Source organism: Janthinobacterium sp. 67 (genome assembly GCF_002797895.1).
GTDB lineage: Bacteria > Pseudomonadota > Gammaproteobacteria > Burkholderiales > Burkholderiaceae_D > Janthinobacterium.
The window spans coordinates 360204-386130 of the sequence record NZ_PGES01000001.1 but is presented as its reverse complement, the minus strand read 5'-3'; the positions used below and the strand labels follow the sequence as shown (position 1 = coordinate 386130).

The following is a 25927-nucleotide window of genomic DNA, read 5'->3' as shown; positions in this document are numbered from 1 at the left end:
GCCGCAAGGCTGTTGAAACAAGAAGCGGAGCAAGGGATCTTCCCTGCTCCGCTTTTTTATTGCAATTGCGCTTGTCGGATTACGCGCTGCGCGCTAATCCGACCTACGATGCTGTTACCGCCAACGTCCGTAGGTCGGATTAGCGGGGCCGCAGGCCACGCGTAATCCGACACACACGGCAACAATTACTGCTGCTTCCAGATCAGCACGCCCGCCAGCAAGCTCTGCACGGCAAAGATCACGGTCGACACGCCATGCAGCATGCCGAAGCGGCTGCGCATGGCCTCGTCCATGATGCCGGATGCCCCCTGGGCTTGCGCCTTGAGTTCGGCCATCAGCGGCGAGATGCCGAAATGGCTGATCAACGCGCACACCAGCATCGACAGCACCAGCGCCCCCAAGAGGCGGCGGCGCTTCAGTTCCAGCGCGCCGGGCGCCCATTGCAGCAAGGCCAGCAGTATCAAGGCGCAGGCGATGGACAGCCACGCTTCGGCGCGGAACATGCTGCCGGCGATATTGCCTGCCAGCACTCTGTCGCTCAAGGTGCCGAACAAGGTGGGCGCCACGATGAAGCCGATAGTCCACAGGCTGCCAGCCCACAGGGTGGCAACGAGGAGGCGCACGCGGGCGAGCATCAGATGTACAGCACTTCCAGGATTTCGTATTCGCGCGGACCGGACGGCGCCTGCACTTCCACCACGTCGCCGGCATACTTGCCGATCAGCGCGCGGGCGATCGGCGACGTCACGGACACCTTGTTCATTTTCAGGTCCGCTTCATCGAGGCCGACGATCTGGTACGTGACTTTCTGGCCCGACTCCAGGTCTTCCAGGTTCACGGTCGAGGCAAACACCACGCGGCCTTCCGCGTCGAGCGTGGTCGGGTCGATGATCTGTGCCGCACCCAGCTTGCCTTCGAGTTCGGCGATGCGGCCTTCCACGAAAGCCTGGCGCTCCTTGGCGGCATCGTACTCGGCGTTTTCCGACAGGTCTCCGTGCGAACGCGCTTCGGCGATCGCATCGATGACGATGCGGCGTTCCTTGGTCTTCAAATGATGCAGCTCTTCTTTCAAGAGTTCTGCGCCGTATTTGGTCAATGGGACTGAGGTCATGTTATCTCTACTATCTGCTAGTTATCGGCGCCGTTGCAGCGTGTTGCCACGTTTAACGGCCTTACCAAGTGAAAACCACAGAGGCCGCGCGCTGCTCTGCACGGAACTCTGTGGTTGATAAGCATGCAGTGTACCGCCTAACGGCGGCCACTGCAAATGACACGCGGGCTGTTACGCTTGCTGCAGGGTCTTGTGCAGGCCCTGCAAATCGTACACACGCAGCTCATCGAGATGACGGATGCCTTCGACGGCCGCTTCCGCGCCGGCGATGGTGGTGTAGGTCGTCACGCGCGACGCCAGGGCCGAGGTACGGATGGCCCGCGAATCGACGATGGCGCTGCGTTTTTCTTCTACGGTGTTGATCACCAGCACGATCTCATGGTTCTTGATCATGTCGACCACGTGCGGACGGCCTTCGATCACCTTGTTCACTGGCGTGACGGCGATGCCGGCAGCAGCGATCACTGCGGCGGTGCCCTTGGTGGCGACCACGGTGAAACCGGACTCGACCAGGTCGCGCGCCACTTGCACGGCGCGCGGCTTGTCCGACGCTTTCACGCTGATGAAGACCTTGCCCGATTTTGGCAGGTTCACGCCGGCGCCCAGTTGCGATTTCACAAACGCTTCGCCGAACGTCAGGCCCACGCCCATGACTTCGCCCGTCGATTTCATTTCAGGGCCCAGGATGGTGTCCACGCCCGGGAACTTGACGAACGGGAACACGGCTTCCTTGACGCTGAAGTATGGCGGCACGACTTCCTGCGTGATGCCTTGCGAGGCCAGCGACTGGCCGACCATGCAGCGGGCGGCGATCTTCGCCAGTTGCAGACCGGTGGCTTTCGAGACGAAAGGCACGGTGCGCGACGCGCGTGGATTGACTTCCAGCACGAAGACGACATCTTTCATTTCGCCGTCGATCTCCTGTTTCTGGATAGCAAATTGCACGTTCATCAGGCCGACCACGTTCAAACCCTTGGCCATCAGCGCCGTCTGGCGTTTCAGTTCTTCAATGGTTTCCGGTGCCAGCGAGTATGGCGGCAAGGAGCAAGCCGAGTCGCCCGAATGGACGCCCGCCTGTTCGATGTGTTCCATCACGCCGCCGATGAAGGTCGTTTCGCCGTCGGAGATGCAATCGACGTCGCACTCGATGGCGTCGTTCAGGAAACGGTCCAGCAGCACCGGCGAATCGTGCGAGACCTTGACGGCTTCGCGCATGTAGCGCTCAAGGTCGCGTTGCTCGTGGACGATTTCCATGGCGCGGCCGCCCAGCACGTACGATGGACGCACGACCAGCGGGTAGCCGATTTCCTGCGCCAGCGCCAAAGCGTCGGCTTCCGTGCGCGCGGTGCGGTTAGGCGGCTGGCGCAGTTCCAGCTTGTGCAGCATCTGCTGGAAACGCTCGCGGTCTTCGGCCGCGTCGATCATGTCGGGCGAGGTGCCGATGATCGGTACGCCATTCGCCTCCAGGTCCAGCGCCAGTTTCAGTGGCGTCTGGCCGCCGTACTGCACGATCACGCCCACCGGTTTTTCGATGGCGACGATTTCCAGCACGTCTTCCAAGGTCAAGGACTCGAAGTACAGACGGTCCGAAGTATCGTAGTCGGTTGAAACCGTTTCTGGGTTGCAATTGACCATGATGGTTTCGTAGCCGTCTTCACGCATGGCGAGGGCCGCGTGGACGCAGCAATAGTCAAACTCGATACCCTGGCCGATACGGTTCGGGCCACCGCCCAGCACCATGATCTTTTTCTTGTCGGTTGGATTCGATTCGCACTCTTCGTCGTACGTGGAATACATGTACGCCGTGTCGGTCGAGAATTCCGCCGCGCAAGTGTCGACGCGCTTGTAGACGGGACGGATGTTCAGCGCATGGCGCTGCTGGCGCACGGCCGTGTCGGTCGTCTGCAACAGGAAGCCCAGGCGGCGGTCCGAGAAGCCCTTCTGCTTCAACTTGTACAGGGTGTTCTTGTCCAGGTTTTCCAGCTTCTGCGTGTCCAGCCACAGTTCCAGGTCGACGATTTCCTTGATCTGAATCAAGAACCATGGGTCGATCTTGGTCAGCTGGTGCACTTCTTCCAAAGTAAAACCCTGGGCAAACGCATCGCCCACGTACCAGATACGCTCAGGACCAGGCTCGCCCAGCTCTTCTTCGATCTTTTCGCGGTCCTTGGTCTTTTCGTTCATGCCGTCCACGCCCACTTCCAGGCCGCGCAAGGCTTTCTGGAACGATTCCTGGAAGGTACGGCCGATGGCCATCACTTCGCCGACGGATTTCATCTGCGTCGTCAGGTGGTGGTCGGCGGTCGGGAATTTCTCGAACGTGAAACGGGGAATCTTGGTGACGACGTAATCGATCGACGGTTCGAATGATGCCGGCGTGGCGCCGCCCGTGATTTCATTGCGCAGCTCGTCCAGGGTGAAACCGACGGCCAGCTTGGCGGCGATCTTGGCGATCGGGAAACCCGTCGCTTTCGATGCCAGGGCCGACGAACGCGACACGCGCGGGTTCATCTCAATGACGATCATGCGGCCATCGACAGGGTTGATCGAGAATTGCACGTTCGAACCACCGGTGTCGACGCCGATCTCGCGCAGCACTGCCAGCGAGGCATTGCGCATGATCTGGTATTCCTTGTCCGTCAGGGTCTGCGCAGGTGCGACGGTAATCGAGTCGCCCGTGTGCACGCCCATCGGGTCGAGGTTTTCGATCGAGCAGATGATGATGCAGTTGTCCGCCTTGTCGCGCACCACTTCCATCTCGTACTCTTTCCAGCCCAGCAACGATTCTTCGATCAGCAGCTCTTTCGTCGGCGATGCTTCCAGGCCGCGCTTGCAGATGGTTTCGAATTCTTCTTCGTTGTAGGCGATGCCGCCGCCGGAACCGCCCATGGTGAACGATGGACGGATGATGGTCGGGAAGCCCAGGGTGCGTTGCACGGCCCACGATTCTTCCATCGAGTGCGCCACGCCGGAACGGGCCGAACCGAGGCCGATCTTGGTCATCGCGTCCTTGAACTTGGAACGGTCTTCGGCCTTGTCGATGGCTTCCGGCGACGCGCCGATCAGCTCGACGTTGTATTTCGCCAGCACGCCATTGTTGAACAGATCCAGCGCGCAATTCAGCGCCGTCTGGCCGCCCATCGTCGGCAGGATCGCGTCAGGACGCTCCTTGGCGATGATGCGCTCGACGACCGACCAGGTGATCGGTTCGATGTAGGTGACGTCGGCCATTTCCGGGTCCGTCATGATGGTCGCAGGATTGCTGTTGACCAGGATGACTTTGTAGCCCTCTTCGCGCAGGGCCTTGCACGCTTGCGCGCCGGAATAATCGAATTCGCAGGCCTGGCCGATCACGATCGGGCCAGCGCCAATAATCAGAATACTTTTAATATCTAAACGTTTAGGCATTTTTCTTTTTCTCCTCCGCAGCCATCAGGTTGATGAAGCGGTCAAACAGGTAAGCAACATCCATCGGGCCCGGCGACGCTTCAGGGTGGCCCTGGAAGCAGAAGGCCGGCTTGTCCGTGCGGGCGAAGCCCTGCAGGGAACCGTCGAACAGCGATTCATGGGTCACGCGGCAGTTCGCGGGCAAGGTTGCCGCGTCGACTGCGAAACCGTGGTTTTGCGAGGTGATCAGGACCTGTTTCGTTTCCAGGTCTTGCACCGGGTGGTTGGCGCCGTGGTGGCCGAACTTCATCTTCAAGGTTTTCGCGCCGGAAGCGATGGCCATGATCTGGTGGCCGAGGCAGATGCCGAAGGTCGGGATGCCCTTCTCGATCAGTTCCTTGGTGGCCGCGATCGCGTAATCGCACGGCTCCGGGTCACCGGGACCGTTCGACAGGAAGATGCCGTCCGGGTTCAACGCCAGGGCGTCGGCGGCCGTCGCTTGCGCGGGCAGCACGGTGACCTTGCAGCCGCGCGCCGTCAGCATGCGCAGGATGTTGCGCTTGACGCCGTAGTCGAAGGCGACCACGTGGTATTTCGCGTCGGCGTCGGCCAGCTGGCCATAGCCTGCCCCCAGGGTCCATTCCGTTTCGCGGTATTCGTAGGCATCCTTGCTCGATACCACCTTGGCCAGGTCCATGCCGGACAGGCCGGGGAAGGAGCGGGCCAGTTCCAGCGCTTGCGCGGCGGATGGCTCGTTGCCTTGCGTGCCGACGAGGATGGCGCCGCCCTGCGCACCTTTTTCACGCAGGATGCGCGTGAGCTTGCGTGTATCGATGCCGGCGATGGCGACGATATTTTCAGCTTTCAGGTAATCGGACAGGGAGAGCGTGGAACGGAAACTGGATGCCAGCAATGGCAGATCGCGGATGATGAGGCCGGCGGCGTGTACCTTGGAAGATTCGACGTCTTCCGGGTTGACGCCCGTATTGCCGATATGGGGATAGGTCAGGGTGACCATCTGGCGGCAATAACTTGGGTCGGTAAGGATTTCCTGATACCCGGTCATCGAGGTGTTGAAAACAACCTCGCCCGTAGTATGACCGGCGGCACCGATCGAAAAACCTTTAAAGATCGTTCCATCAGCAAGCGCTAATATGGCTGGAACGGCAGGGCCAGAAAAAAATGGCGGCAAGGGCAACTCCTGATAAAGTTACCGTAGCTGCGCCACGTCAGACCGACCGCCTAGATACCCGAGCCAGATGCACTCAGGGTGTTTCAACGGTCATTTTGAATGAGGGGATGGGTAGTCGCTACGGTATATGTGTGATTGGCTAAACCTTTGAATTATAACCAAAAGGAAGCTTTTCCACAAGGAAGAAAATACAGAAGCCCCGGCATTTTTTTGCACAGCAGCATAAATCCCCCGCCCCATGAAAAAAGCCGCCCGGCTTGCGCGGAGCGGCTTGCAAAGCAATATCGGTTACTACTTAGGCCGTCAGAGCGGCGATGCCCGCTTTGGCGATTTGCGCATCTTCCGCCGATTTCACGCCCGAGACGCCGACGGCGCCCACGTAGTGGCCTTCGTACACGATAGGCACGCCGCCTTCGAGCAAGCCGTCGATTTCCGGTGCGCTCAGGAAGGACACGCGGCCGCCATTGATCATCTCTTCATAGATGCGCGATTCGCGGCGGCCCAGTGCGGCCGTCTTCGCTTTCGATGGAGCGATGTGCGACGAGATCGGCGCCACGCCATCCATGCGCTGCAGCCACAGCAGATGGCCGCCGTCGTCGACGATGGCGATCGTGACCGCCCAGTTATTCTTGACCGCTTCCGCTTCGGCGGCGGCAGCGATTTTCTTTACGTCGTCCAGTGTCAAAATCGGTTTCGATTGCATGGTGCATCCTTGTTATGTTGAAACAAAATTGTATACGAAATGCGCGGTGGCGCTATCGCTTACTGCTCGCGCTTCGCTTTCAGCTTTTGCTTGAGCTGCGCCATCACGGCAAAGGTCGCCTGCTCGCCCGCCAGGATGGCCTGGTTGCGGCTGTTGAAATCGTTGCCCTTCATGGTGCCCAGGCTGGGCTGGATCACCACGTCGGCATCCTTGAGTTCAAACTGGTTGATGCGCTGGCCCATGATGGCGAACGTCTGCATCAGCACCTCCATCGAGCTGATGGCCTTCTGGGTATCCGTTTGCGACGAAATATTCACGGCGATGATGAAATCGGCGCCCATGTCTCGGGCAAAGCGCACGGGCACGGGAGCGACGAGGCCGCCATCTACATAAGTGTGACCGGCGATCGTCACGGGCTGGAATACGCCGGGCACGGCCGACGAGGCGCGCACGGCCATGCCGGTATTGCCGCGCTGAAACAGGATCGGCTGGCCATTCTTGAGGTCGGTCGCCACCACACCAAATGGAATCTTGAGTTTTTCCAGCGGGACGCCGCCGACGGCCTTGTTGACATAGCTTTGCAGCGCCTCGCCTTTCAGCACGCCGGACGACTTGCCGAACAGGGGCAAGGCCCAGTCGGAAATGGCCGCCTCGTCCATGTCGAAGGCCATCTTTTGCAGGGCGAAGCCGGAATTGCCCGCCGCATACATGGCGCCCACCACGCTGCCGGCGCTCGTGCCGGTGACGATGTCAGCCTGGATGCCCTGCGATTCGAGCGCCTTGATCACGCCGATATGGGCGAAACCGCGCGCCGCGCCGCCGCCCAGCGCCAGGCCGATCTTGATCTTGCGCGGCGTCACGGCCATCGGTTCGGGAGGCGTCAGCACCTGGACGGGTTTCGGGGCGGTGGTATCGCAGCCGGCCAGCACAAAGGCGGCCAGGGCAAGCAGGGTCAGGCGTTTAGGGAACATGGTGGAGAGTGGGAACCGCGCGCGGCAGTGGCAATAAAGGAGAGCCGATTGTAGCGCAAGCGGGACCACCGGCACTGAAGGCGGTCTTAAATGTTGATGGTGACAAGGTCCAGGAGAAGCGTGCGCGCCGCCCCTGCTGCTAGACTGGCGCCTGGTTTATTTACTTGCTCCCACTAAGTCAGAACATCAAACAGCATGAATCGACAAGCCCTTGTAACAATCGACTTGAGCGAGATCAGCTCGCCGCGCCAGCTGCATGCGGCCTTGGCGGCCGCGCTGGCTTTCCCATCCTTCTACGGCATGAACTGGGATGCATTCTGGGACGCCATCACGGGCCTGGTGGACATGCCGCAACGGATCGAGCTGCGCGGCTGGCCGGCCTTCGCCGCGCGCCTGCCCCACGAAGCGGCCACCCTGCAGCGCATCCTGACGCGCATGGCGCAGGATACGCAAGATGCGCCGGACGGAGCGACACACGTGCATTACCTGTAGAACGGAAACGCTTGACAGCCAGGCCCGACTTCCCTTACATTGAGTGTATGTCCTCCTTCAAACATCCATCCCCTTCCCTGCTGTCGCTATCGCGACTACACCTAGCACGCGCATAAGTTTGCCGCTTTGCTTCGCCTGGCCACACGCCGGCATGTTTCAAAAACCCTGGAAGGTTTGATGATGTTTGCACCATCCCCATTCGTACACGTAATTCCCACTGCGACCGCCCCCGCTGGCATCGCAGCCGCTCTGCTACCGCTACCGATCGCTTGCCTGGCCTAGTGTCTCGTGGCCGCCCGGCAAGCTTGCGCCACAACCATTGATTTCCCCCTATCTTCAGGAGTACCCGATCATGATGTTGCAAAACCCAGCTTCCAAATACCGCGCCTTTCCTCCAGTTAAATTGACCGACCGTCAATGGCCGAACCAGATCATCAGCAAACCGCCTATCTGGATGAGCACCGACTTGCGCGACGGCAACCAGTCTCTGATCGAGCCGATGAGCGCGGAAAAGAAGCTGCGTTTCTTCGAGATGCTGATCGCCATCGGCCTGAAGGAAATCGAAGTGGGCTTCCCATCGGCATCGCAGACGGATTTCGATTTCGTGCGCAAGCTCGTCGATGAAGGCCGCATCCCGGACGACGTCACCATCATCGTGCTGACACAGTCGCGTGAAGAGCTGATCCGCCGCACCGTGGAATCCGTTGTCGGCGCCAAGCGCGCCATCGTCCACCTGTACAACTCCGTGGCGCCCGTGTTCCGCAAGGTCGTGTTCGGCATGTCGCGCGAGGAAATCACGAATATCGCCACCACCGGCACCACCCTCGTCAAACAGCTGGTGGCCCAGCATCCGCAAACGGAATGGGGCTTCGAATACACGCCGGAATCGTTCTCGACGACGGAACTCGATTTCTCCAAGCATATCTGCGACGCCGTCAGCGCCATCTGGAAGCCGACACCCGCCAACAAGATGATCATCAACTTGCCGTCGACCGTGGAATGCAGCACGCCGAACGTGTATGCGGACCAGATCGAATGGATGTCGCGCAAGCTGGCGCGCCGCGATTCCATCATCATCAGCGTGCACCCGCATAACGACCGCGGCACGGCCGTCGCCTCGGCCGAACTGGCCGTGATGGCGGGCGCCGACCGCGTGGAAGGCTGCTTGTTCGGCAATGGCGAGCGCACCGGCAACGTCGACCTGGTGACCTTGGCGATGAATTTGTACACGCAGGGCGTGCACCCGGGCCTGGATTTCTCCGACATCGACAGCGTGCGCAAGTGCGTGGAGGAATGCAACCAGTTGCCCGTCCACCCGCGCCACCCGTATGCGGGCGACCTGGTATTTACGGCCTTCTCCGGCTCGCACCAGGATGCAATCAAGAAAGGTTTCGCCAAGCAACAGCCGGACAGCATCTGGGAAGTGCCGTACTTGCCGATCGACCCGGCCGACCTGGGCCGCAGCTACGACGCCGTGATCCGCGTCAACAGCCAGTCCGGCAAGGGTGGCATGGCGTACTTGCTGGAACAGGAGTACGGCCTGGTCTTGCCGCGCCGCCTGCAGATCGAATTCTCGCGCGCCGTGCAAGCCGTGGCCGACGCGACGGGCCGCGAGATCGCCGCGCAGGATATCCATGACATCTTCCAGAAGGAATACCTGGAGCAGACGGCGCCGTACGCCTACGCTTCGCACCGCATGGTGGAAGACACGAGCAGCGACGAATCCGTGCAGATCGACATCAGCCTGTCGCACCGCCAGACGCCGCTGGCCCTGCAAGGCGGCGGCAACGGTCCCATCGATGCCTTCGTCAATGCGCTCGGTCTCGACATCAAGCTGATGGATTACCATGAACACTCGATCGGTTCCGGCGCCAATGCGCAAGCGGCTTGCTATGTGGAATTGCGCCTCGATAACGGCCCTACCCTGTTCGGCGCCGCCATCGACAGCAATATCGTCACCGCCTCGTTCAAGGCCGTCCTGTCGGCCGTGAACCGCCGCATCAAGCAGACGGACGCCGAAAAAACAACAGCGGCCGACGTGACCGCCAGCGCCGCCTGAGCACGGATCAAGCATCCTTCATAGGGAGAAAAAGCGGTACGGCTTGATCGCCGTGCCGCTTTTTCATTTCTATTGGGCAATTAGTAGTGCAAATCAGGTATCACCGACCGTATAATCGTTTCATAACAAGACCACCGGAGACAGATCATTAGCTACCGAGGGAATCAGTATGAAATTGACGGACATGAAGATAGGCACGCGCCTGGGTGCGGGTTTTGGCGTGGTGCTGCTGCTGATGGCAGTGCTGGTAGGCACGGGCCTGTTCCGGCTGGACAAGATCGGCGCGCTCAGCGAAGCCATCATCGAGAAAGACTGGGCCAAGGCCGACGCCATCGCCACCATCCGCAGCACGACGCGGTCGAACGCGGCACTGGTGCTGGAACTGTTCATCCATGAAGATCCGGCCCGCGCCAGCGCCATCCACGGCGAAATCGACGCCAACAAGGCCACCATCACCGATGCGCTGGCCATCCTCGAGCGCCTGATCGTACTGCCTGAAGGCAAGGAACTGCTGTCCATCTTGAAGCAGCAGCGCAAGGCCTATGTCGTCTCGTTCAGCCAGGCCGACAAGCTGCTGGTGGCGGGACAGCGTGCGGAAGCGGCCAAGCACGTGCGCGACGATACCCTGCCCGCCCTGAACCAGTTGCAAAAGACGGTGAACCGCCTGAACGATATCCAGCGCGACGTCGTCGTGCATGGCGGCCAGCAAATCCAGCAGAATATTTCCGCAGCCAATATGCTGATGGCCAGCCTGGGCACGGCCGCCCTGCTGCTGGGCGTGCTCTTTGCGTGGCGGGTCACGCGCTCGATCACGACGCCGATCGCGTATGCCCTGCGCGTGGCGCAAGCCGTGGCCGGCGGCGACCTGAGCAGCAAGATCGTGGCCGACGGCAAGGATGAAGCGGGCCAGCTGCTGCAGGCGCTGCGCGACATGAATACCAACCTGGCCACCCTGGTGGGACAAGTGCGCGGCGGCACGGGCACGATAGCCGTGGCGTCGAGCCAGATCGCCAGCGGCAATGCCGACCTGTCGGCCCGCACGGAAGCACAGGCCAGCGCGCTGGAAGAAACGGCCTCGTCGATGATCGAACTGACCGGTACCGTGCGCAGCAACAGCGACAATGCGCGCCAGGCCGATAACCTGGCCCGCTCGGCGTCGGAAATCGCCCAGCGCGGCGGCTCGGCCATGGCGGAAGTGGTCGGCACCATGGACGCCATCAACGCGTCGTCGCGCAAGATCGTCGACATCATCGCCGTCATCGACGGCATCGCCTTCCAGACGAATATCCTCGCCCTGAACGCGGCCGTCGAGGCGGCCCGCGCCGGCGAGCAGGGACGCGGCTTTGCCGTGGTCGCATCCGAAGTACGCAACCTGGCGCAAAGGTCGGCGGCGGCGGCCAAGGAAATCAAGGAATTGATCGCCGACTCCGTCGACAGGGTCGGCCAAGGCGCGCAACTGGTCAGCCAGGCGGGCGCCACGATGGATGAAGTGGTGGCCAGCGTGGGGCGGGTCAGCGCCATCGTCGGTGAAATCAGCGTCGCCAACCACGAGCAGAGCGAAGGCATCGAGCAAATCAATGCCGCCATCATGCAGATGGACCAGACGACGCAGCAGAATGCGGCCCTCGTCGAGGAAGCGGCCGCGGCGGCGGCGGCCATGCATGAGCAGGCGGGCGAGCTGGAAACCCTCGTCAGCCAGTTCAAGCTGGAACAGAGCGCCAGCGCCAAGGCGCCGGCCCGCCCTGCCCCGTCCCTCCCGCGCTTGAACTAAACGGGCTATTCCACCTGGCGCGCCAGGCGAACGCCGGAAAATTGCCAGCGCGCGCCGGCCGGGAAGAAATTGCGGTAGCTGGCGCGCGCATGGCCGGCCGGCGTGGCGCAGGACGAGCCGCGCAGCACATACTGGTTCAGCATGAACTTGCCGTTGTATTCACCGAGCGCCCCGGGCGCCGTGCGGTAGCCCGGATACGGCGCGTAGCTGCTGCTGGTCCATTGCCAGCAGTGGCCGAACATTTGCCGCAATCCCGTTCCCGGCGCGCCAGCGGCCGGATGCAGCTGGCCCACTTCCACGGCGGTGCCTTGCGCCGCCAGCTCCCACTCCGCTTCCGTCGGCAGGCGCGCGCCAGCCCAGTGCGCATAGGCGTCCGCCTCGAACAGCGACAGATGCGTGGCCGGCGCAGCCGCATCAAGCGGGCGCAAGCCATATAAAGTGAACTCCTGCCAGCGGCCGGCCTCGTCGCGCTGCCAGTACAGCGGGCACTGCAAGCTTTGGCCGCGCACCCAGTCCCAGCCTTCGGCCAGCCACCAATGCGCCGTGCGGTAGCCGCCCGCCTCGATAAAGGCGAGATATTCGCCATTCGTCACCAGCGCGCTGGCCAGTTCGAACGGCGCCACGTACTGCGGGTGGCGCGGCAATTCATTGTCGAAACAAAAGCCGTCGCCCGCATGGCCGATCTGCGCCAGGCCGCCGTCAAAGGCGAGCCAGGCCGTGGGCTGCGCAGCTTGCGGCGCTGGTGGCGCGGCGTTGTCCAGGTAAGCGGGAAACAGGGCGCTCTGCGCCAGCAGGTGCTTGACGTCCGTCAACAGCAACTCCTGGTGCTGCTGCTCGTGCTCGAGGCCCAGCGCCAGCAGCATGGTCAGCCGTTCGCGCTCGTCGCGCGCCAGTTCGCCCGCCAGCAGGCGCGCGATGCGTGCATCGACGTTGGCCCGGTAGGCGCGCACCTGCGCCATGCCGGGGCGCGTCAGCAAGCCCCGCTGGGCACGCGGGTGCTTCTCGCCCACGCCGTTGTAATACGAGTTGAACAGCACGCGGAAGGCCGGGTGGAAGGGCGCGAACGCCACTTCCATGCTTTCCAGGATAAACGTTTCAAAAAACCAGGTCGTATGCGCGAGATGCCATTTCACGGGACTGGCGTCCGGCATCGACTGCGCGCCGCAATCCTCGTCGGACAGCGGTTCGGCCAGCAGCAGCGAGTGCTGGCGCACCTTGTTGTAGTGATCGATCAGCATCGTCGCCTTTAGTCTCTAATTACACGGGCGTAGATAACGGCAAACCACTGCTGCGGGTCCGTCCAGACTTGCACGGTGGAAAACCCGGCCTGTTCCAGCAAGCCGACGAAGGTGGCGCGCGTGTATTTGTAGCTGTCTTCCGTATGGATGCGCTCGCCTTTCGCGAAGCGCCGCTGGCCGCCTTGCCAATGGACAAGCTGCTCGCTGCGCGCTTCCAGGTGCATCTCGACGCGGCGCTCGTCGGCATTGAAAAAGCCATGGTGCTGCCACGCGCGCACGTCGAAGTCGGCGCCGATCAGCCCGTTCACGTGGCGCAACATGTTCAGGTTGAAGGCGGCCGTGACGCCCAGCGCATCGTCATAGGCCGCGTCGAGGATGGCGTCATCCTTGATCAGGTCGACGCCGATCAGCAGGCCGCCATCGCCGTCCGCATTCGCGCGCAGGCGGCGCAAGAAGGCGGTCGCTTGCTCGGGGGCAAAGTTGCCGATGGACGAGCCGGGATAAAAGAACAATCGCCGCGCCTCGCGCACGCTGCCCGGCAAGTCCAGGCGGCTGGAGAAATCCAGGCCCAGGCCCGTCATCTCGATGTGCGGGAAGCGCTGCTGCAGCCGGCTCAAGGATTCGCTGAGAAACTCATAGGAAATATCCACGGCCACATATTGCGCCGGGTGCAGCAAAGGGAACAGGCTGGCGGCCTTGGCGCAATTGCCCGCGCCCAGGTCGATCAGGGTGCTGCCCGGCCCCACGGCATGGGCGATCTCGGCGCCATGGCGGGCGAAGATGGCCGCCTCGGTGCGCGTCGGATAGTACTCGGGCAAGGCGCAGATGGCTTCGAACAGTTTCGAGCCCAGCGCGTCGTACAGGTATTTGGGCGAAGTCCAGGCATCGCGCGCCAGCAAGCCCGCGCTGATCTCGGCTATCGTGGCAGGAGTGGCGCTGGCCGCTTCGGCGTTGCTGGCGGGATACAAATCGGACTGCTGTTGCGCAAGTGGCATGGTCATGGGCTGGCGTCGTCTATCAAGGTTCACGAAGGGCTTGCACGGGCGGCCACCGGGCGCGCCGCCCTGCCGCAGCGGTCTGCGGGCGCCTTTGCCGATGACTTTTTCCCATCATAGCGGAATCCGCGCAAGCCAGCCGTGCGGCAGGTAACTTAAGGTCAAACGGCCTGCGCACAGAAAAATTGGTATTGCCAAGCAAAAAGCATAAGCCTGTCGTATACTACACATTGCCGGCCAAACAATCCGCGCGCCATTGCAGTTCCCAGGCCCCCCTCTCCCCCGCGTGCCTCCCTTTACGATAGCCGTTAACACCATGCTCGAATTGCGCCATCTGTCGAAGTCCTATGCCAATGCCCGTCCCGTGCTGGCCAACATTTCCTGCCGTTTCAAGGCAGGGGAATTCATCGCCATCATGGGCGACTCGGGCGTGGGCAAGTCGACCTTGCTGAACCTGATCGCCGGCCTCGATACGCCCGATGCGGGTGCCGAAGCGCACCCTATCCTGGTGGACGGCATTGCCATGTCCAGCCTCGATGACGCCGCCGCGACCCGGCTGCGTCGCGCCCGCATGGGCTTTATTTTCCAGGCCTTCCACGTCTTGCCGCACCTGACCCTGCAGCAAAATGTGGCCCTGCCGCTGCTGCTCAACGGACTGCCCCAGGAGCGTGCCGCCAGCATGCTCGAGGCCGTCGGCCTGGGCGGACGCGGCGGCGACTTTCCGCAGCAGTTGTCGGGCGGCGAAATGCAGCGCGTGGCCATCGCCCGCGCGCTCGTGCACAAGCCGGCGCTGGTGCTGGCCGACGAGCCGACCGGCAACCTCGACCCCGATACGGCGCACAGCATCCTGCAATTGCTGCGCGCCGAGATCAAGGCCAACGGCAGTTGCGCGATCATGGTCACGCATTCGCTGGCCGCCGCCGAAATGGCGGACCGGACCATGATTTTGACGAAAAGCGGCTTACAAAATACAACAATCGTCAACCAAATTGATCAAACAATCAGTTAATTTAACTGACCATCTGTCACAAGTTTTGTTATCGTAGTATTATTGAAAACACTTGCCTGGTTATCAATGTTGTAACGCGCATGTTGTCACGTCACCCAGACAGCCGTACTGCGATGACGAAACTTTAGCCGGGACCGCATACAGTGGTCCCGTCCCTTGCATAACCTGAAGGAGGAGTAAATGAACGTTCGGCAAAAGAAGCTGGAAATGATTGAGGCGATGAACCGGGCCCGTGCGCTCGAACCATCGAGTTTTGTTCCCAACAAGCTGCTCGATACCTTGATCGAGAAGCTGAACTTGAAAAATGACGCGGAACTGTGCCGTGTCCTGGAAGTTCAGCCCCCCATCATCAGCAAGATTCGTCACGGCAAACTGTCGGTTGGTGCGACGATTTTATTGCGCATGCATGAAAAATCGGACATCACCATCCGCGAACTGAAGGAACTGTCCGCCACGCCAGTCCATTGAACCACCCGCTGTTGTAATGCCATGCCAGGCACCCAGGTCCCCGGCGCCATGAACTTTTGCCATACAATTCGCGTAGTTCGCCCATCGCACCGCATCCGGGCACGATAGCGAAGAGACCCAGCCCAAACCATGCTGACCGTTTCTCTGCCTTCCCGCTCCAGCAAGCCCCCTCCCAGCTTCTCCCCCAGCATTTCCACGCATACTTGATCTGACACAACACGCATAGTCCGCGCAGGCATCAAGGTCAGCTTTTAAACAGCGATCCCAACCGCATGTCCAGCGATCCCCTTGCGCCGCCCGTGCTGCGCCTGACGTTCACGCGCGATCCCCTCGCCAGCGCCGGCGACTGCCCCGCCGCGCCCGGCTGGCATGCCGAAACCCACGTGCTGTCCGGCGCGCGCGGCATCGGCAGCTGCCGCACCGTGCTCGATATCGGCGCGGACGACGTGGTGCAGCTGCTGCTGTGCGACGGCAGTTCGCTGCTGGCCGGCAGCCTCGACCTGCCGCGCTACCTGGGGCCGGCCACGGTGGCGCGCGACGGCGCGCCCGCCAGCATCGAAGTGGGGCTGGCCTTGCGTCCGCAGGCGGCGCGCCAGCCGCCCGGCGCCAGCCGCGACGGCCTGGGCGCCTGGATGCTGCGGGCCGTGCGCGTGTACCGCTGCGGCGCCGCCGCCATGACGGCGCTGGCGGCGGCGGGCGCCTTCCAGGACCGCCAGCTGGAACAGCGCCTGGGCCTGTACCGCTGCGGCATCGAGGCGGGCGGCATGACGGCCGTCGCCAGCCTGCCCGCCGGGCCGGAACCCGTGCTGCTGCTGTTGCACGGCACGGCCTCGTCGACCCGGCGCAGCTTTGGCGGCCTGTGGCGCAACGGCCTGGCGCCGCAGCTGGCGGCGCAGTACGGCAACCGCATCTACGGCTACGAGCACCGCAGCCTCAGCGACAGCCCCATCGAAAATGCGCTGGCCCTCGTGCGCCAGCTGCCGCACGGCGCCGTGCTGCACCTTCTGAGCCATTCGCGCGGCGGCCTGGTGGGCGAACTGCTGGCGCGCGCGCAGCGCATCGACAGCCGCGGCGCCGTCGACCTGGCTGGCGACAACCTGGAACGGCTGAGCGAAAACACGGTGGGCGGCGAAGCGTTCAACAGCCACGATATCGAACACTTCACGGCACAGGGGCGGCTGGGCGGACGCGGCGGCTACGACGAAGATGCGGCGCGCCTGCGCGCATTGAGCGTGGAACTGAAGACGCGCGCCATCCGCATCGCCCGTTTCGTGCGCGTGGCCTGCCCGGCGCGCGGCACCACCCTGATGTCGGGCCGGCTCGACCGCTGGGCCAGCGTGATGTTCAACCTGCTGCTGCACGGCGGCATTCCCGACGGCGCCATGGCCTTCCTGCTGGCCTTGGTGCGGCAGCGCTGCGACGCGCGCATCCTGCCCGGACTGGAAGCGATGATGCCCGACTCGCCGCTGGTGGCCCTGCTCAATGCGCCCGATGTGCGCGTGGCCAGCCCGCTGCACGTGCTGGCCGGCGCCTGCAGCGGCGATGGCCTGCTGGGCTGGCTGGGCGACTGCCTGGACGGCCAGCTGTACGGCGGACAAAACGACCTCGTGGTCAATTGCGCCTCGATGGCCGGCGGCGCCACGCGCAGCACGCCGGTGCGGCAACTGCTGCTGCGCGGGCCGCACTCGCACCACCTCAATTACTTCGAGCGCGCGCCATCGAGCCAGGCCGCCATGCAGGCGCTCACGGGCGACGAGACGGCCTACCAGCCCCTGCCCGGCATCGAACACGGCCCCCTGGCGCGCGGCGGCGAAGTGCCGAAACGGCGCGCGCACGCGCCCATCGTGCTGCTGCTGCCCGACATCATGGGCAGCCACCTGCAAGTGGGCAGCAACCGCATCTGGTTCGACCCCGTCAACCTCGTCGAAGGGCGCATCGAACGCCTGGCCGTGGGCCAGCCGCACATCGTCAGCGCCGGCTGGATCGAATCGTGCTACGAGCCGTTTGCCCGCTTTCTCGCGCAAAGCCAGGAAGTGCGGCCCTTTACCTATGACTGGCGTTTGTCGCTGCAGGACTCGTGCCGCGCCTTCCTGCCCGTGCTCGACGACGCCATGCGCGACGCGGAACAGCGCGGCCAGCCGCTGCGCATCGTCGCCCACGGCATGGGCGGGCTGGTGGCGCGCCTGGCCCTGAAAGACCGCTGGCAGCGCTTCGGCGCCCTGCCCGGCAGCCGCTTGCTGCAGGTGGGCACGGCCAACCGCGGTACGCAGGCGATGGTGCAGGTACTGCTGGGACGCGACCGGCTGGTGCAGATGCTGGCCTGCTGGATCAGCTGGAAACACACGCGGCGCCAGTTTCTCGGCTTCGTGCGCGCCTTTCCCGGCGTGCTGGACATGCTGCCGTGGCCGCAACCGGGCGGCGTCGATTATTTTGACGCCGCCACGTGGGCACAGCTGGCCGCCGGCGACGCGCAAGCGGGCCTGCCCGGCGGCTGGCAGGCGCCCGAGGCCCAGGCGCTGGCCGCGTCGCGCGCCACCGTCGCCCTGCTCGATGCCGCCCCGCTCGATCCCCGCCTTTGCAGCTACCTGGCCGGCTGCGCCGACACGCCCGTGGCGCTGCGCCTGCGCGACGGCGGCATCGAGACGGCCTGGTCGCCCGATGGCGATGGCCGCACGGCCTGGCAAGGCGCGGTGCCGGACGGCGTGGTCGCCTGCTACCTGCCGGTGGCGCATGGCGACCTGCTGCTGCAAAAGGACTACTTCCCGGCCATCGCGCAGCTGCTCGACAACGGCCAGGGCGCCGCCCTGCCCCGGCACCCGCCGCATGCGCCCGGCGGCGCCCCGCCCCGCTTCCATCCGTACGCGCCCGAGGCGACGCCGCTCTACCCGCAGCCGCAGGAACTCCTCGACGCGGCCCTCGGCGCCGCCGGTCCCGCCAGCGCGCCGGAGAGCAGCGCGGCGCAGCTGAGCCTATCCGTCATCCACGGCAGCATGGCTTCGGCCGACGCGCCCGTCATGAGCGGCTGCTACGCGTCCGAATCGCTGCGCGGCAGCATGAGTTTTCTCGACCGCCTGCTGGCGGGCAAGCTGCAGGAAATCCACGCGCTCGGGCGCTTTCCGCAGCGCCCCGACTCCGCCCTCGTGGTGCTGCAGCCCGATGCGGCGCGCCGGCCCGGCGGCGCCATCGTCATCGGCCTGGGCGCGCTTGGCGAGCTGACGCCGGGCGAACTGACGCGCGCCTTTGCCGGCGGCCTGCTCGAATACGCGTGCGTCTGCCTGCAGGTGCGCGCCGCCGGCCACGTGGCCGCGCCGCCGATGGGCGAACATGGCTTGCGCGTGGCCAGCCTGCTGTCCGGTTCCGGCTATGGCGGCTTGAGCATCGCCCTGTGCGCGCGGGCCCTGATCGACGGCGCGCGCAGCGCCAACCGGCGCCTGGAAGACGCGGGCATGGCGTGCCGCATCGGCCACATCGCCATCTACGAACAGGCCGAGGCGCGCGCCATCGCGGCCGCCGTGGCCATCGAACAGATCATGGCCGAAGCGCGCTACCAGGGCAGCTTCACGTTCGAGCGGCGCATCCGCCACAGTCCCGGCGGCTACCGGCGCATCCTGCCCAGCCTGAGCGGCGACAATGGCTGGCGCCGCGTGCAGATCGTCGCCGCCGACCTCTCCGGCGCCCTGCGCTTCACCGTGCTGACGGACCGCGCCCACAACAGCGTCGACGAGGAGCCGAACCAGCGGCAAGCCGTCGATGGCCTGATCATGGACGCCACCGACAACACCACCGACCAGCCGGGCCTGTCGCGCGCCCTGTACGAACTGATGCTGCCCAATGGACTCAAGGCGGCCATTCCCGAGATGCGCGGCCTGATCCTGGCCGTCGACCAGAGCGCCGCCATCTATCCGTGGGAACTGATGCGCGACGAGGCGGGCAGCGAAGAAAGCCCGCTGTCGACGCGCATCGGCATGGTGCGCCAGCAGGCCAGCCTGCGCGAGCAGCCGTCCGCCGTCAGCCCGCCCAGCAACAGCGTGCTGGTGATCGGCGACACCGATTCCGGCCTGCCCGAGCTGCCCGCCGCACAGGCCGAGGCGCAGGACGTGGCGCGCATGTTCGGCGCGTACGGCTACCAGGTGCGCGAGCTGCTGCGCCCGCAGGCCCAGCGCGTGCTCGTGCACCTGTTCGACGAGCGCTATTTCGCCATCCACCTGGCCGGCCATGGCGAAGTGGCCGGCCCCGGCATCGCCCATACGGGCCTGGTGCTGGGACCGAAGACGCGGCTGACGGCCGCGCAGGTGGGTAAATTGAAGCGCGTGCCGCAATTCGTCTTCATCAATTGCTGCCACCTGGGCGACATGCGCCCGGACGCCATCGCGCCATGGTCGAAACTGGCCGCCAGCCTGGCCACGGCCTTCATAGAAATGGGTTCGCAGGCCGTGATCGCGGCCGGCTGGCGCATCGACGACCAGGCGGCCAGCATCTTTGCGCACAGCTTTTATCACGCCATGCTGAGCGGCGAATACTTCGGCGACGCCGTGCGCCTGGCGCGCGAGGCCGCGTACCTGAGGTTCCCCGCCTCGAACACCTGGGGCGCCTACCAGGCCTATGGCGACGACCGCTACCGCTTTCCGAACACCCAGAGCCGGCCCTGGCAAGCGCCCGACTACCATTACCACGGCCATTTGCTGGCCGACCTGGAAACCCTGCACGCGCGCCTGGCGGGCGCCGATCCTGCGCGCCGCGCGGCCATCGAGGAAAAACTGGGCGGCATCGAGGAAGCCGTGCGCGCGCGCTTCTTCGGCTGCGCCGACATCCGCGAAAACATGGCCGCCACGCGCGCCGGCCTGGGGGGACTGGAGAACACCCTGCGCGCCATCGAACACTACCGGGCTGCACACAGCGCGGCCGACGGCAAGGTGGGCTTGCGCGCGCTCGCGCACTGGGCGGAACTGGAAATCAGCCAGGGCGCGGCCCTGTGCGGCATCGATGCGGGCGCCGGCATCGAGGTGCCGGCCGTGCCCGATATGACGCAGGGACGGCAGCTGCTGCAGGATGGAAAACAGCATGTCGACCTGCTGGTGGCGCTGGCGCCCACGGCCCAGCGCCTGGCCCTGCTGGGACGCTACTGGGCCTTGCAGGCGCGCCTGGCCTGCCGCGAAGGAAACTCGGGCGCGCCGGCCCTGCGCGCCATGACGGACGCCTGCCTGGCCGCGCTGGAAGAAGCGCGGCGGCGCAGCGGCGCGGCCGACTGCGACCTGATTTTCCAGGTGCTGGCGGGCGCCCTGCTGCTGAAAGCCCATGGCGACAACGGCGCGTGGCGCGCCCTCGATCCGCAGCTGGGCGACCTGCTGCACGACGCCATCGCCTATGCGCGCCAGCGCCACGCGGACGAACACCGCGCCATCGACGCCGGCGCTCCCGTGCGCGCCGCCCTGCTGGCGGCCCTGTGGCAGGTGCCGGACGGCCAGCCCTTCGACGCGCCCGCGCGCGCCGCCTTCCTGGCCCTGTACCACGACGCCGTGCGGCGCCACGGCAGCATCGGCGAACCCGAAGCGATCACGGCGCCGCTGCGCTTCCTGCTTGAACTGCTGCCGCCGGGCAGCCCGGACACCGGCCTGCGCAGCGCCGTGCAGGCGCTGGCCGGCCAGCTGCAGGCTTCACTGCCCGGCAATAAGCTTAGCCAGGCACCACGCCATAATGGCGCGCATAGCGTTCGTCCAGATTCGCCAGCGGCATCATCATGAACATGTCGGCGCTTTCAAAATCAGGATCCCAGGCCGGTTCGCCGCAAATCCAGGCGCCCGAACGCAGATAGCCCTTGATCAGCGGCGGCACTTGCGGCTTGTGCGCCGCTTCCACCTGGTGGATGGGGAAAGGCAGGTGCGGCGTGACGCGATACTCGCTCGGAGCCATGTGCTTTTCGGCCAGCGCCTGGTACACGGCGACGGCGTTATGGCCGCCATCGGCCAGGCTGATGCTGGCGCAGCCGACCAGGTAGTCGCAGCGCTCGCGGCGCATGTACTCGGCCAGGCCAGACCACAGCAGCATGATCACGCTGCCGCCCCGGTATTTCGGGTGGATGCAGGCGCGGCCCGCTTCGACCATGCGTCCGCGCAGGTTCTTCAGGCGGCTCAGGTCGAACTCGTTTTCCGAGTACAGCCGGCCGATCTTGGCGGCCTTGGCCGCGCTCAGCACGCGGTAGGTTCCCACCACTTTCAGGGTATCGGCGTCGCGCACGATCAGGTGATCGCAGTGCGCGTCGAATTCATCGCTGTCGAGGCCATCGGCGTTGGCCAGCGACGTCAGGCCCATGGTCTCGATAAACACCTTGTAGCGCAAACGCTGCACTTCGCGCAATTCCGCCGCTGTCGTGGCCTGGCTCAGCACCAGTTGGACCGGCCGGGCCTTGGCTTCATTTGATGCGATTATGTTTTGCATGGTTTCATCCCTGTGATCAAGACGACTCCAGCGTACTTGCCTAATATGTCAGGAAAATGACAGCCGAATGTCATTTCCATGACGCAAGTCAATGTCATTCGGGGATCGTGCATAATTACCACACTCGCCCAGCCGAAAGAGCCCATGAAAGACACCGACGCCGTCCACATCAGCCCCTACACCAAGCCGGCCGCCGGCTGGGACGCCTTGAAACACGTGGCCATCAGCCTGCGCCAGGAGCGGGTCGCGCCCGAGAACCTGAAGGCGCTGCTGGCGCAGAACCAGCCGGACGGCTTCGATTGCCCCGGCTGCGCCTGGCCCGACCGCAACCACGCTTCCACGTTTGCCTTTTGCGAAAACGGCGCCAAGGCCGTCGCCGCCGAAGCGACCAGCCGCCGCGCCGGACCGCAGCTGTTCGCCAGCCATACCGTCACGCAGCTGCTGGAGCATTCAGACTACGCGCTCGAACAGCACGGTCGTTTGACGGAACCGATGGTGTACGACGCCGCCAGCGACCGCTACGTGCCGATTTCCTGGGACGACGCCTATGCCCTCGTGGGCCGCCACCTGCGCGCCCTGCCCGATCCGAACCAGGCCGCGTTCTACACGTCGGGGCGCGCCAGCAACGAGGCCGCGTTTTTGTACCAGCTGATGGCGCGCCTGTACGGCACCAATAACTTCCCCGACTGCTCCAACATGTGCCACGAGGCGACCAGCCGCGGCTTGCCGGCCACCGTGGGCATCGGCAAGGGCACGGTGACCCTGGCCGACTTCGAACTGGCCGACACCATCCTCATCTTCGGCCAGAATCCCGCCACCAACCACCCGCGCATGCTGGGCGAACTGCGCGACTGCGCGCGCCGCGGCGGCAGCATCGTCTCCATCAATCCCCTGCGCGAACGGGGCTTGCAGCGCTTCATGGACCCGCAAAGCGCGCTGGAAATGGCGACCCTGGGCAGCACGCGCCTGGCCGGCCTGTTCGTCCAGCCCACTCTGGGCGGCGACTTCGCCCTGATCAAGGCCGTCGCCAAGAGGGTCGTCGAGCATGACGATGCGGCGCAGGCGGCAGGCAGGCCCGCCGTCATCGACCACGCTTTCATCGTTGAACACTGCAGCGGCTTCGACGCCTTCCGCGACGACCTGCGCGCAGAGAATTGGCAACTGCTCGTGGCGGAATCGGGCGTGGCGCGCGCGCAGATCGAGGCGTTGACGGATATCTTCGTCAAGGGCCAGCGCGTCATCGCCACCTGGGGCATGGGCCTGACGCAGCACAAGCACAGCGTGGCGGCCATCCGCATGCTGTCGAATCTGATGATGCTGCGCGGGCAGATCGGCAAGCCGGGCGCCGGCCTGTGCCCCGTGCGCGGCCACTCGAACGTGCAGGGCGACCGCACGGTGGGCATCGAGGAAAAGCCGACAACGGCCTTCCTTGACCGCCTGGGCCAGGTGTATGGATTTGCGCCGCCGCGCGCGCACGGCCACGACGTGGTGGCCACCATCGCAGCCATGCGGCGCGGCGACGTCAAAGTGTTCATCGCGCTGGGCGGCAATTTCGCGGCAGCCACGCCCGATACGCCGCTGACTTTTGCCGCCCTGCGCCAGTGCGCGCTGACGGTGCAGGTGGCCACCAAGCTCAATCGCAGCCATCTCGTCATCGGCAAGGAAGCCCTGCTGCTGCCCACCCTGGGGCGCACGGAAATCGACCTGCAAGGCGGCGTGGCGCAGGGCGTGACGGTGGAAGATTCGATGAGCATGGTGCATATTTCGTACGGCCGCAATGCGCCCGCTGCGCCGCAGCTGCGCTCGGAAGTGGCCATCGTGGCCGGCATGGCGGAAGCGACCGTGGGCAGCAGCCTGGTCGACTGGCGCGCGTATGCGGCCGACTATGCGCGCATCCGCGACGACATCGAAAAAGTCTTTGACGATTTTTACGACTACAACGCCAGGGTGGCGCAGCCGGGCGGCTTTCATTTGACGGTGGCCTCGCGCGAGCGCGTGTGGAAGACAGCCAGCGGCAAGGCCAGCTTCCTCGTCGCTCCGCTGGACCTCGATACGCCGCTGCACCGCGCTAGAGCGCGCCACGGCGAGCGCCTGATGGTCTTGATGAGCACGCGTTCGCACGACCAGTACAACACCACCATCTACGGCATGGACGACCGCTATCGGGGCGTGTACGGCACGCGCAAGGTCGTCTTCGCCAATGCGGAAGATATCGCCATGCTGGGCTTTGCCGATGGCGAGCTGGTGGACCTGATCGGCGCCTGGGACGATGGCGTGGCGCGCCGCGCCGATGGTTTCCGGCTCGTCGCCTACGACATCCCGCGCGGCTGCCTGGGCGCCTACTACCCGGAGACGAACGCGCTGGTGCCGCTGGCCAGCACGGCCGACGGCGCCGGCACGCCCACGTCGAAGTCCGTGCCCGTGCTGCTGCAACGCAGTGAAGTTAAAGCGTGATGCCGGGCGTGTAATCGACGTAGGCGTCCTGGCGGCAGAAACCCGCCAGCTTCATGCCCGCCTGCGTGGCGATGGCAATGGCCAGCGAACTGGGGGCGGAAATCGTCGCCAACAGCGGAATCTGCATGCGCGCCGCCTTGCGCGCCAGCTCGTAGCTGCCGCGGCTGGACAGGAAGACGAAGCCGCGCCGCATGTCGATATCGTGCAGCGCCAGATGGCCAATCAGCTTGTCGAGACCATTGTGGCGGCCGACATCCTCGAACACGCGCACGATGTCGCCGTCGGGCGTGCACCACGCGGCCGCGTGGACGCCGCCCGTTTCCCGCATCAGCGCCTGGTGTTCGCGCAAGCCGGCGGAGGCACGCGCCAGCGCGGCGGGCAGGTCGACGCGGATCAGGGATGGCGGCAACGGCGCCGGCTGCAAGTCGAGCATGTCGATGCTGTCGATGCCGCACACGCCGCAGCCCGTGCGGCCCGTCAACTGGCGGCGCCGGTCCTTCAGGCGCACGAAATCCTCCTGGGCGATGCTCAACGCCACTTCGGCCGAATCTGGACGCAGGAACACTTCGCAATCGAAGATGGCATCGGCGGAAGCGACCACGCCTTCCGTCAGCGCGAAGCCATACGCGAACGCTTCCAGGTCGCGCGGGGTGGCCATCATGACGACGTGGGAAATGCCATTGAAGACCAGCGCGACGGGGATTTCCTCGGCGACGTGGTCGATGGCGGGGGTAGCGACGCCCGCCTGGTGGCGGACGATGGCGCGCACGACGAAGCCGGCGCGTTCGATCTCTGTATCTTCTGACATGGCAACCATGGGGGAACTATCACAGGCCCCATGGTAAACCAGAACGGCCAGGCAGGGGGCGGCCCCTGCCCGCGCCATCAATCCTTCTTCGGACGGCCCGTTTTCAGCTGCGGCAAGCCGGCCAGCACGTTTTGCAGGGTAGCCAGGTCGATCTGGCTGATCAGCGCCACGCCGATGCGCAGCAATTCGCTTTTCTTGATCTCGAAGCCGGCTTTCAGGCAGGCTTTTTTCACTTGGCCCAGCACTTCGTATTCCGCTTCCGGCATGGTGAAGCTGTCGCGCACGAGTTTCGGCTTGCGGGCTTTTTCCTTGACGGCGGCGACCTTGACGGCCGGCGCTTTTTTCGCTGGCGCAGGCTTGGCGGCGGCCTTGACTACCGGTTTGACGGCGGCTTTCGCCGCCGGCTTGGTGGCGGGCTTCGCGGCAACCTTGGCCGCTGGCTTGGCAACGGCTTTCACTGCCGCCTTGGCGACCGGCTTGGCCACGACTGCCTTGGCCGCCGGCTTGGCGGCTGGCGCCTTGGCAGCGGCGGGCTTGGCTGCTACTGGCTTCGCTGCAACCGGTTTCGCCGCCGCAGGCTTGGCGGCGACAGGCTTGACGGCGGCCGGCTTGACGGCGGCTTTTGCCACCGGCTTGGCAGCCGGTTTCACGGCAGGCTTGGCTGCCGGTTTGGCGGCTGGCGCGGCCTTGGCCGCGTTGATCGAGGCGCTGGTGGGGAACATCGATACGGGTGCGCTGTCGGCTTTTTTCGCCGGGACGGTCTTGGTCATGGATTTTCCAATCTAATAAATAATATAAACAATATATACTGTTTTTTGAAATCTTGCTTGCTGC

Annotated in this window: 18 protein-coding genes; 7 read left to right on the top strand and 11 right to left on the bottom strand. The window is 64.5% G+C overall.

The window, feature by feature from the left end; translation table 11 throughout:
* Window positions 1-185: 185 nt before the first annotated feature.
* The 6 genes from CLU90_RS01745 to CLU90_RS01720 form a co-directional block, all read right to left on the bottom strand.
* The gene (locus CLU90_RS01745) at window positions 186-635 is read right to left on the bottom strand and encodes a DUF4149 domain-containing protein (protein ID WP_175539265.1); all 450 of its coding nucleotides are present in this window, start codon (window positions 633-635) and stop codon (window positions 186-188) included.
* Entirely contained in the window at window positions 635-1111 is a 477-nt protein-coding gene (gene greA / locus CLU90_RS01740; RefSeq protein ID WP_092712885.1) for a transcription elongation factor GreA, read from the bottom strand. The genes CLU90_RS01745 and greA overlap by 1 nt, the downstream gene beginning before the upstream one ends.
* A gap of 171 nt (window positions 1112-1282) precedes the next feature.
* Entirely contained in the window at window positions 1283-4519 is a 3237-nt protein-coding gene (carB, locus tag CLU90_RS01735; protein ID WP_034757425.1) for a carbamoyl-phosphate synthase large subunit, read from the bottom strand.
* Window positions 4512-5690 carry a glutamine-hydrolyzing carbamoyl-phosphate synthase small subunit gene (carA, locus tag CLU90_RS01730; RefSeq protein ID WP_092712881.1) on the bottom strand — a complete coding sequence of 393 codons (1179 nt, stop codon included), beginning with the start codon at window positions 5688-5690 and terminating at the stop codon, window positions 4512-4514. The genes carB and carA overlap by 8 nt, the downstream gene beginning before the upstream one ends.
* Window positions 5691-5985: 295 nt before the next feature.
* A complete protein-coding gene (locus CLU90_RS01725; protein WP_092712878.1) occupies window positions 5986-6393 on the bottom strand; it encodes a GlcG/HbpS family heme-binding protein in 408 nt (135 codons plus the stop codon).
* Between the two features lie 59 nt (window positions 6394-6452).
* Complete coding sequence (locus tag CLU90_RS01720; protein ID WP_092712876.1) at window positions 6453-7364, bottom strand: patatin-like phospholipase family protein; 912 nt, start codon at window positions 7362-7364, stop codon at window positions 6453-6455.
* Between the two features lie 195 nt (window positions 7365-7559).
* Here CLU90_RS01720 and CLU90_RS01715 point away from each other — a divergent pair, with 195 nt between their 5' ends.
* The 3 genes from CLU90_RS01715 to CLU90_RS01705 all read left to right on the top strand — a co-directional run bounded on the left by CLU90_RS01715 (window position 7560) and on the right by CLU90_RS01705 (window position 11686).
* A complete protein-coding gene (locus CLU90_RS01715) occupies window positions 7560-7856 on the top strand; it encodes a barstar family protein (protein WP_092712874.1) in 297 nt (98 codons plus the stop codon).
* A gap of 352 nt (window positions 7857-8208) precedes the next feature.
* Window positions 8209-9915, top strand: coding sequence for a 2-isopropylmalate synthase (leuA, locus tag CLU90_RS01710; protein ID WP_092712872.1), 1707 nt, complete (start codon window positions 8209-8211; stop codon window positions 9913-9915).
* Between the two features lie 169 nt (window positions 9916-10084).
* Entirely contained in the window at window positions 10085-11686 is a 1602-nt protein-coding gene (locus tag CLU90_RS01705; RefSeq protein WP_198511125.1) for a methyl-accepting chemotaxis protein, read from the top strand.
* A gap of 5 nt (window positions 11687-11691) precedes the next feature.
* Here the strand turns inward: CLU90_RS01705 and egtB are convergent, their stop codons facing one another.
* Window positions 11692-12924 carry an ergothioneine biosynthesis protein EgtB gene (gene egtB / locus CLU90_RS01700; RefSeq protein ID WP_100427019.1) on the bottom strand — a complete coding sequence of 411 codons (1233 nt, stop codon included), beginning with the start codon at window positions 12922-12924 and terminating at the stop codon, window positions 11692-11694.
* A gap of 8 nt (window positions 12925-12932) precedes the next feature.
* Window positions 12933-13925, bottom strand: a complete 993-nt coding sequence (gene egtD, locus CLU90_RS01695; RefSeq protein WP_092712868.1) for an L-histidine N(alpha)-methyltransferase — start codon at window positions 13923-13925, stop codon at window positions 12933-12935.
* 310 nt (window positions 13926-14235) lie between these two features.
* Between egtD and CLU90_RS01690 the strand changes: the two genes are divergently transcribed.
* The 3 genes from CLU90_RS01690 (at window position 14236) to CLU90_RS01680 (ending at window position 21137) form a co-directional block, all read left to right on the top strand.
* Entirely contained in the window at window positions 14236-14928 is a 693-nt protein-coding gene (locus CLU90_RS01690) for an ABC transporter ATP-binding protein (protein WP_100427018.1), read from the top strand.
* Between the two features lie 180 nt (window positions 14929-15108).
* Entirely contained in the window at window positions 15109-15396 is a 288-nt protein-coding gene (locus tag CLU90_RS01685) for a hypothetical protein (protein ID WP_034757399.1), read from the top strand.
* 272 nt (window positions 15397-15668) lie between these two features.
* A complete protein-coding gene (locus tag CLU90_RS01680; RefSeq protein WP_100427017.1) occupies window positions 15669-21137 on the top strand; it encodes a CHAT domain-containing protein in 5469 nt (1822 codons plus the stop codon).
* Here the strand turns inward: CLU90_RS01680 and CLU90_RS01675 are convergent.
* Entirely contained in the window at window positions 21070-21831 is a 762-nt protein-coding gene (locus tag CLU90_RS01675; RefSeq protein WP_046683713.1) for a GNAT family N-acetyltransferase, read from the bottom strand. The two genes, CLU90_RS01680 and CLU90_RS01675, sit on opposite strands and share 68 nt — an antisense overlap.
* Window positions 21832-21975: 144 nt before the next feature.
* Between CLU90_RS01675 and CLU90_RS01670 the strand changes: the two genes are divergently transcribed.
* Window positions 21976-24285 carry an FdhF/YdeP family oxidoreductase gene (locus CLU90_RS01670; protein ID WP_100427016.1) on the top strand — a complete coding sequence of 770 codons (2310 nt, stop codon included), beginning with the start codon at window positions 21976-21978 and terminating at the stop codon, window positions 24283-24285.
* On the opposite strand, the gene fdhD is transcribed toward CLU90_RS01670, so the two are convergent.
* A complete protein-coding gene (gene fdhD / locus CLU90_RS01665) occupies window positions 24275-25093 on the bottom strand; it encodes a formate dehydrogenase accessory sulfurtransferase FdhD (RefSeq protein WP_442906651.1) in 819 nt (272 codons plus the stop codon). The two genes, CLU90_RS01670 and fdhD, sit on opposite strands and share 11 nt — an antisense overlap.
* Before the next feature lie 77 nt (window positions 25094-25170).
* Window positions 25171-25863, bottom strand: coding sequence for a hypothetical protein (locus CLU90_RS01660; RefSeq protein ID WP_092712859.1), 693 nt, complete (start codon window positions 25861-25863; stop codon window positions 25171-25173).
* Between the last annotated feature and the right edge of the window lie 64 nt (window positions 25864-25927).

Coding starts and splice junctions, on each gene's coding strand:
- CLU90_RS01705 (WP_198511125.1), top strand. CDS start 10,085: ATGAAATTGACGGACATGAAGATAGGCACGCGCCTGGGTGCGGGTTTT.
- CLU90_RS01660 (WP_092712859.1), bottom strand. CDS start 25,863: ATGACCAAGACCGTCCCGGCGAAAAAAGCCGACAGCGCACCCGTATCG.
- CLU90_RS01685 (WP_034757399.1), top strand. CDS start 15,109: ATGAACGTTCGGCAAAAGAAGCTGGAAATGATTGAGGCGATGAACCGG.
- fdhD (WP_442906651.1), bottom strand. CDS start 25,093: ATGTCAGAAGATACAGAGATCGAACGCGCCGGCTTCGTCGTGCGCGCC.
- CLU90_RS01690 (WP_100427018.1), top strand. CDS start 14,236: ATGCTCGAATTGCGCCATCTGTCGAAGTCCTATGCCAATGCCCGTCCC.
- CLU90_RS01745 (WP_175539265.1), bottom strand. CDS start 635: ATGCTCGCCCGCGTGCGCCTCCTCGTTGCCACCCTGTGGGCTGGCAGC.
- egtB (WP_100427019.1), bottom strand. CDS start 12,924: ATGCTGATCGATCACTACAACAAGGTGCGCCAGCACTCGCTGCTGCTG.
- carB (WP_034757425.1), bottom strand. CDS start 4,519: ATGCCTAAACGTTTAGATATTAAAAGTATTCTGATTATTGGCGCTGGC.
- egtD (WP_092712868.1), bottom strand. CDS start 13,925: ATGACCATGCCACTTGCGCAACAGCAGTCCGATTTGTATCCCGCCAGC.
- CLU90_RS01720 (WP_092712876.1), bottom strand. CDS start 7,364: ATGTTCCCTAAACGCCTGACCCTGCTTGCCCTGGCCGCCTTTGTGCTG.
- greA (WP_092712885.1), bottom strand. CDS start 1,111: ATGACCTCAGTCCCATTGACCAAATACGGCGCAGAACTCTTGAAAGAA.
- CLU90_RS01670 (WP_100427016.1), top strand. CDS start 21,976: ATGAAAGACACCGACGCCGTCCACATCAGCCCCTACACCAAGCCGGCC.
- CLU90_RS01715 (WP_092712874.1), top strand. CDS start 7,560: ATGAATCGACAAGCCCTTGTAACAATCGACTTGAGCGAGATCAGCTCG.
- CLU90_RS01680 (WP_100427017.1), top strand. CDS start 15,669: ATGTCCAGCGATCCCCTTGCGCCGCCCGTGCTGCGCCTGACGTTCACG.
- CLU90_RS01675 (WP_046683713.1), bottom strand. CDS start 21,831: ATGCAAAACATAATCGCATCAAATGAAGCCAAGGCCCGGCCGGTCCAA.
- leuA (WP_092712872.1), top strand. CDS start 8,209: ATGATGTTGCAAAACCCAGCTTCCAAATACCGCGCCTTTCCTCCAGTT.
- CLU90_RS01725 (WP_092712878.1), bottom strand. CDS start 6,393: ATGCAATCGAAACCGATTTTGACACTGGACGACGTAAAGAAAATCGCT.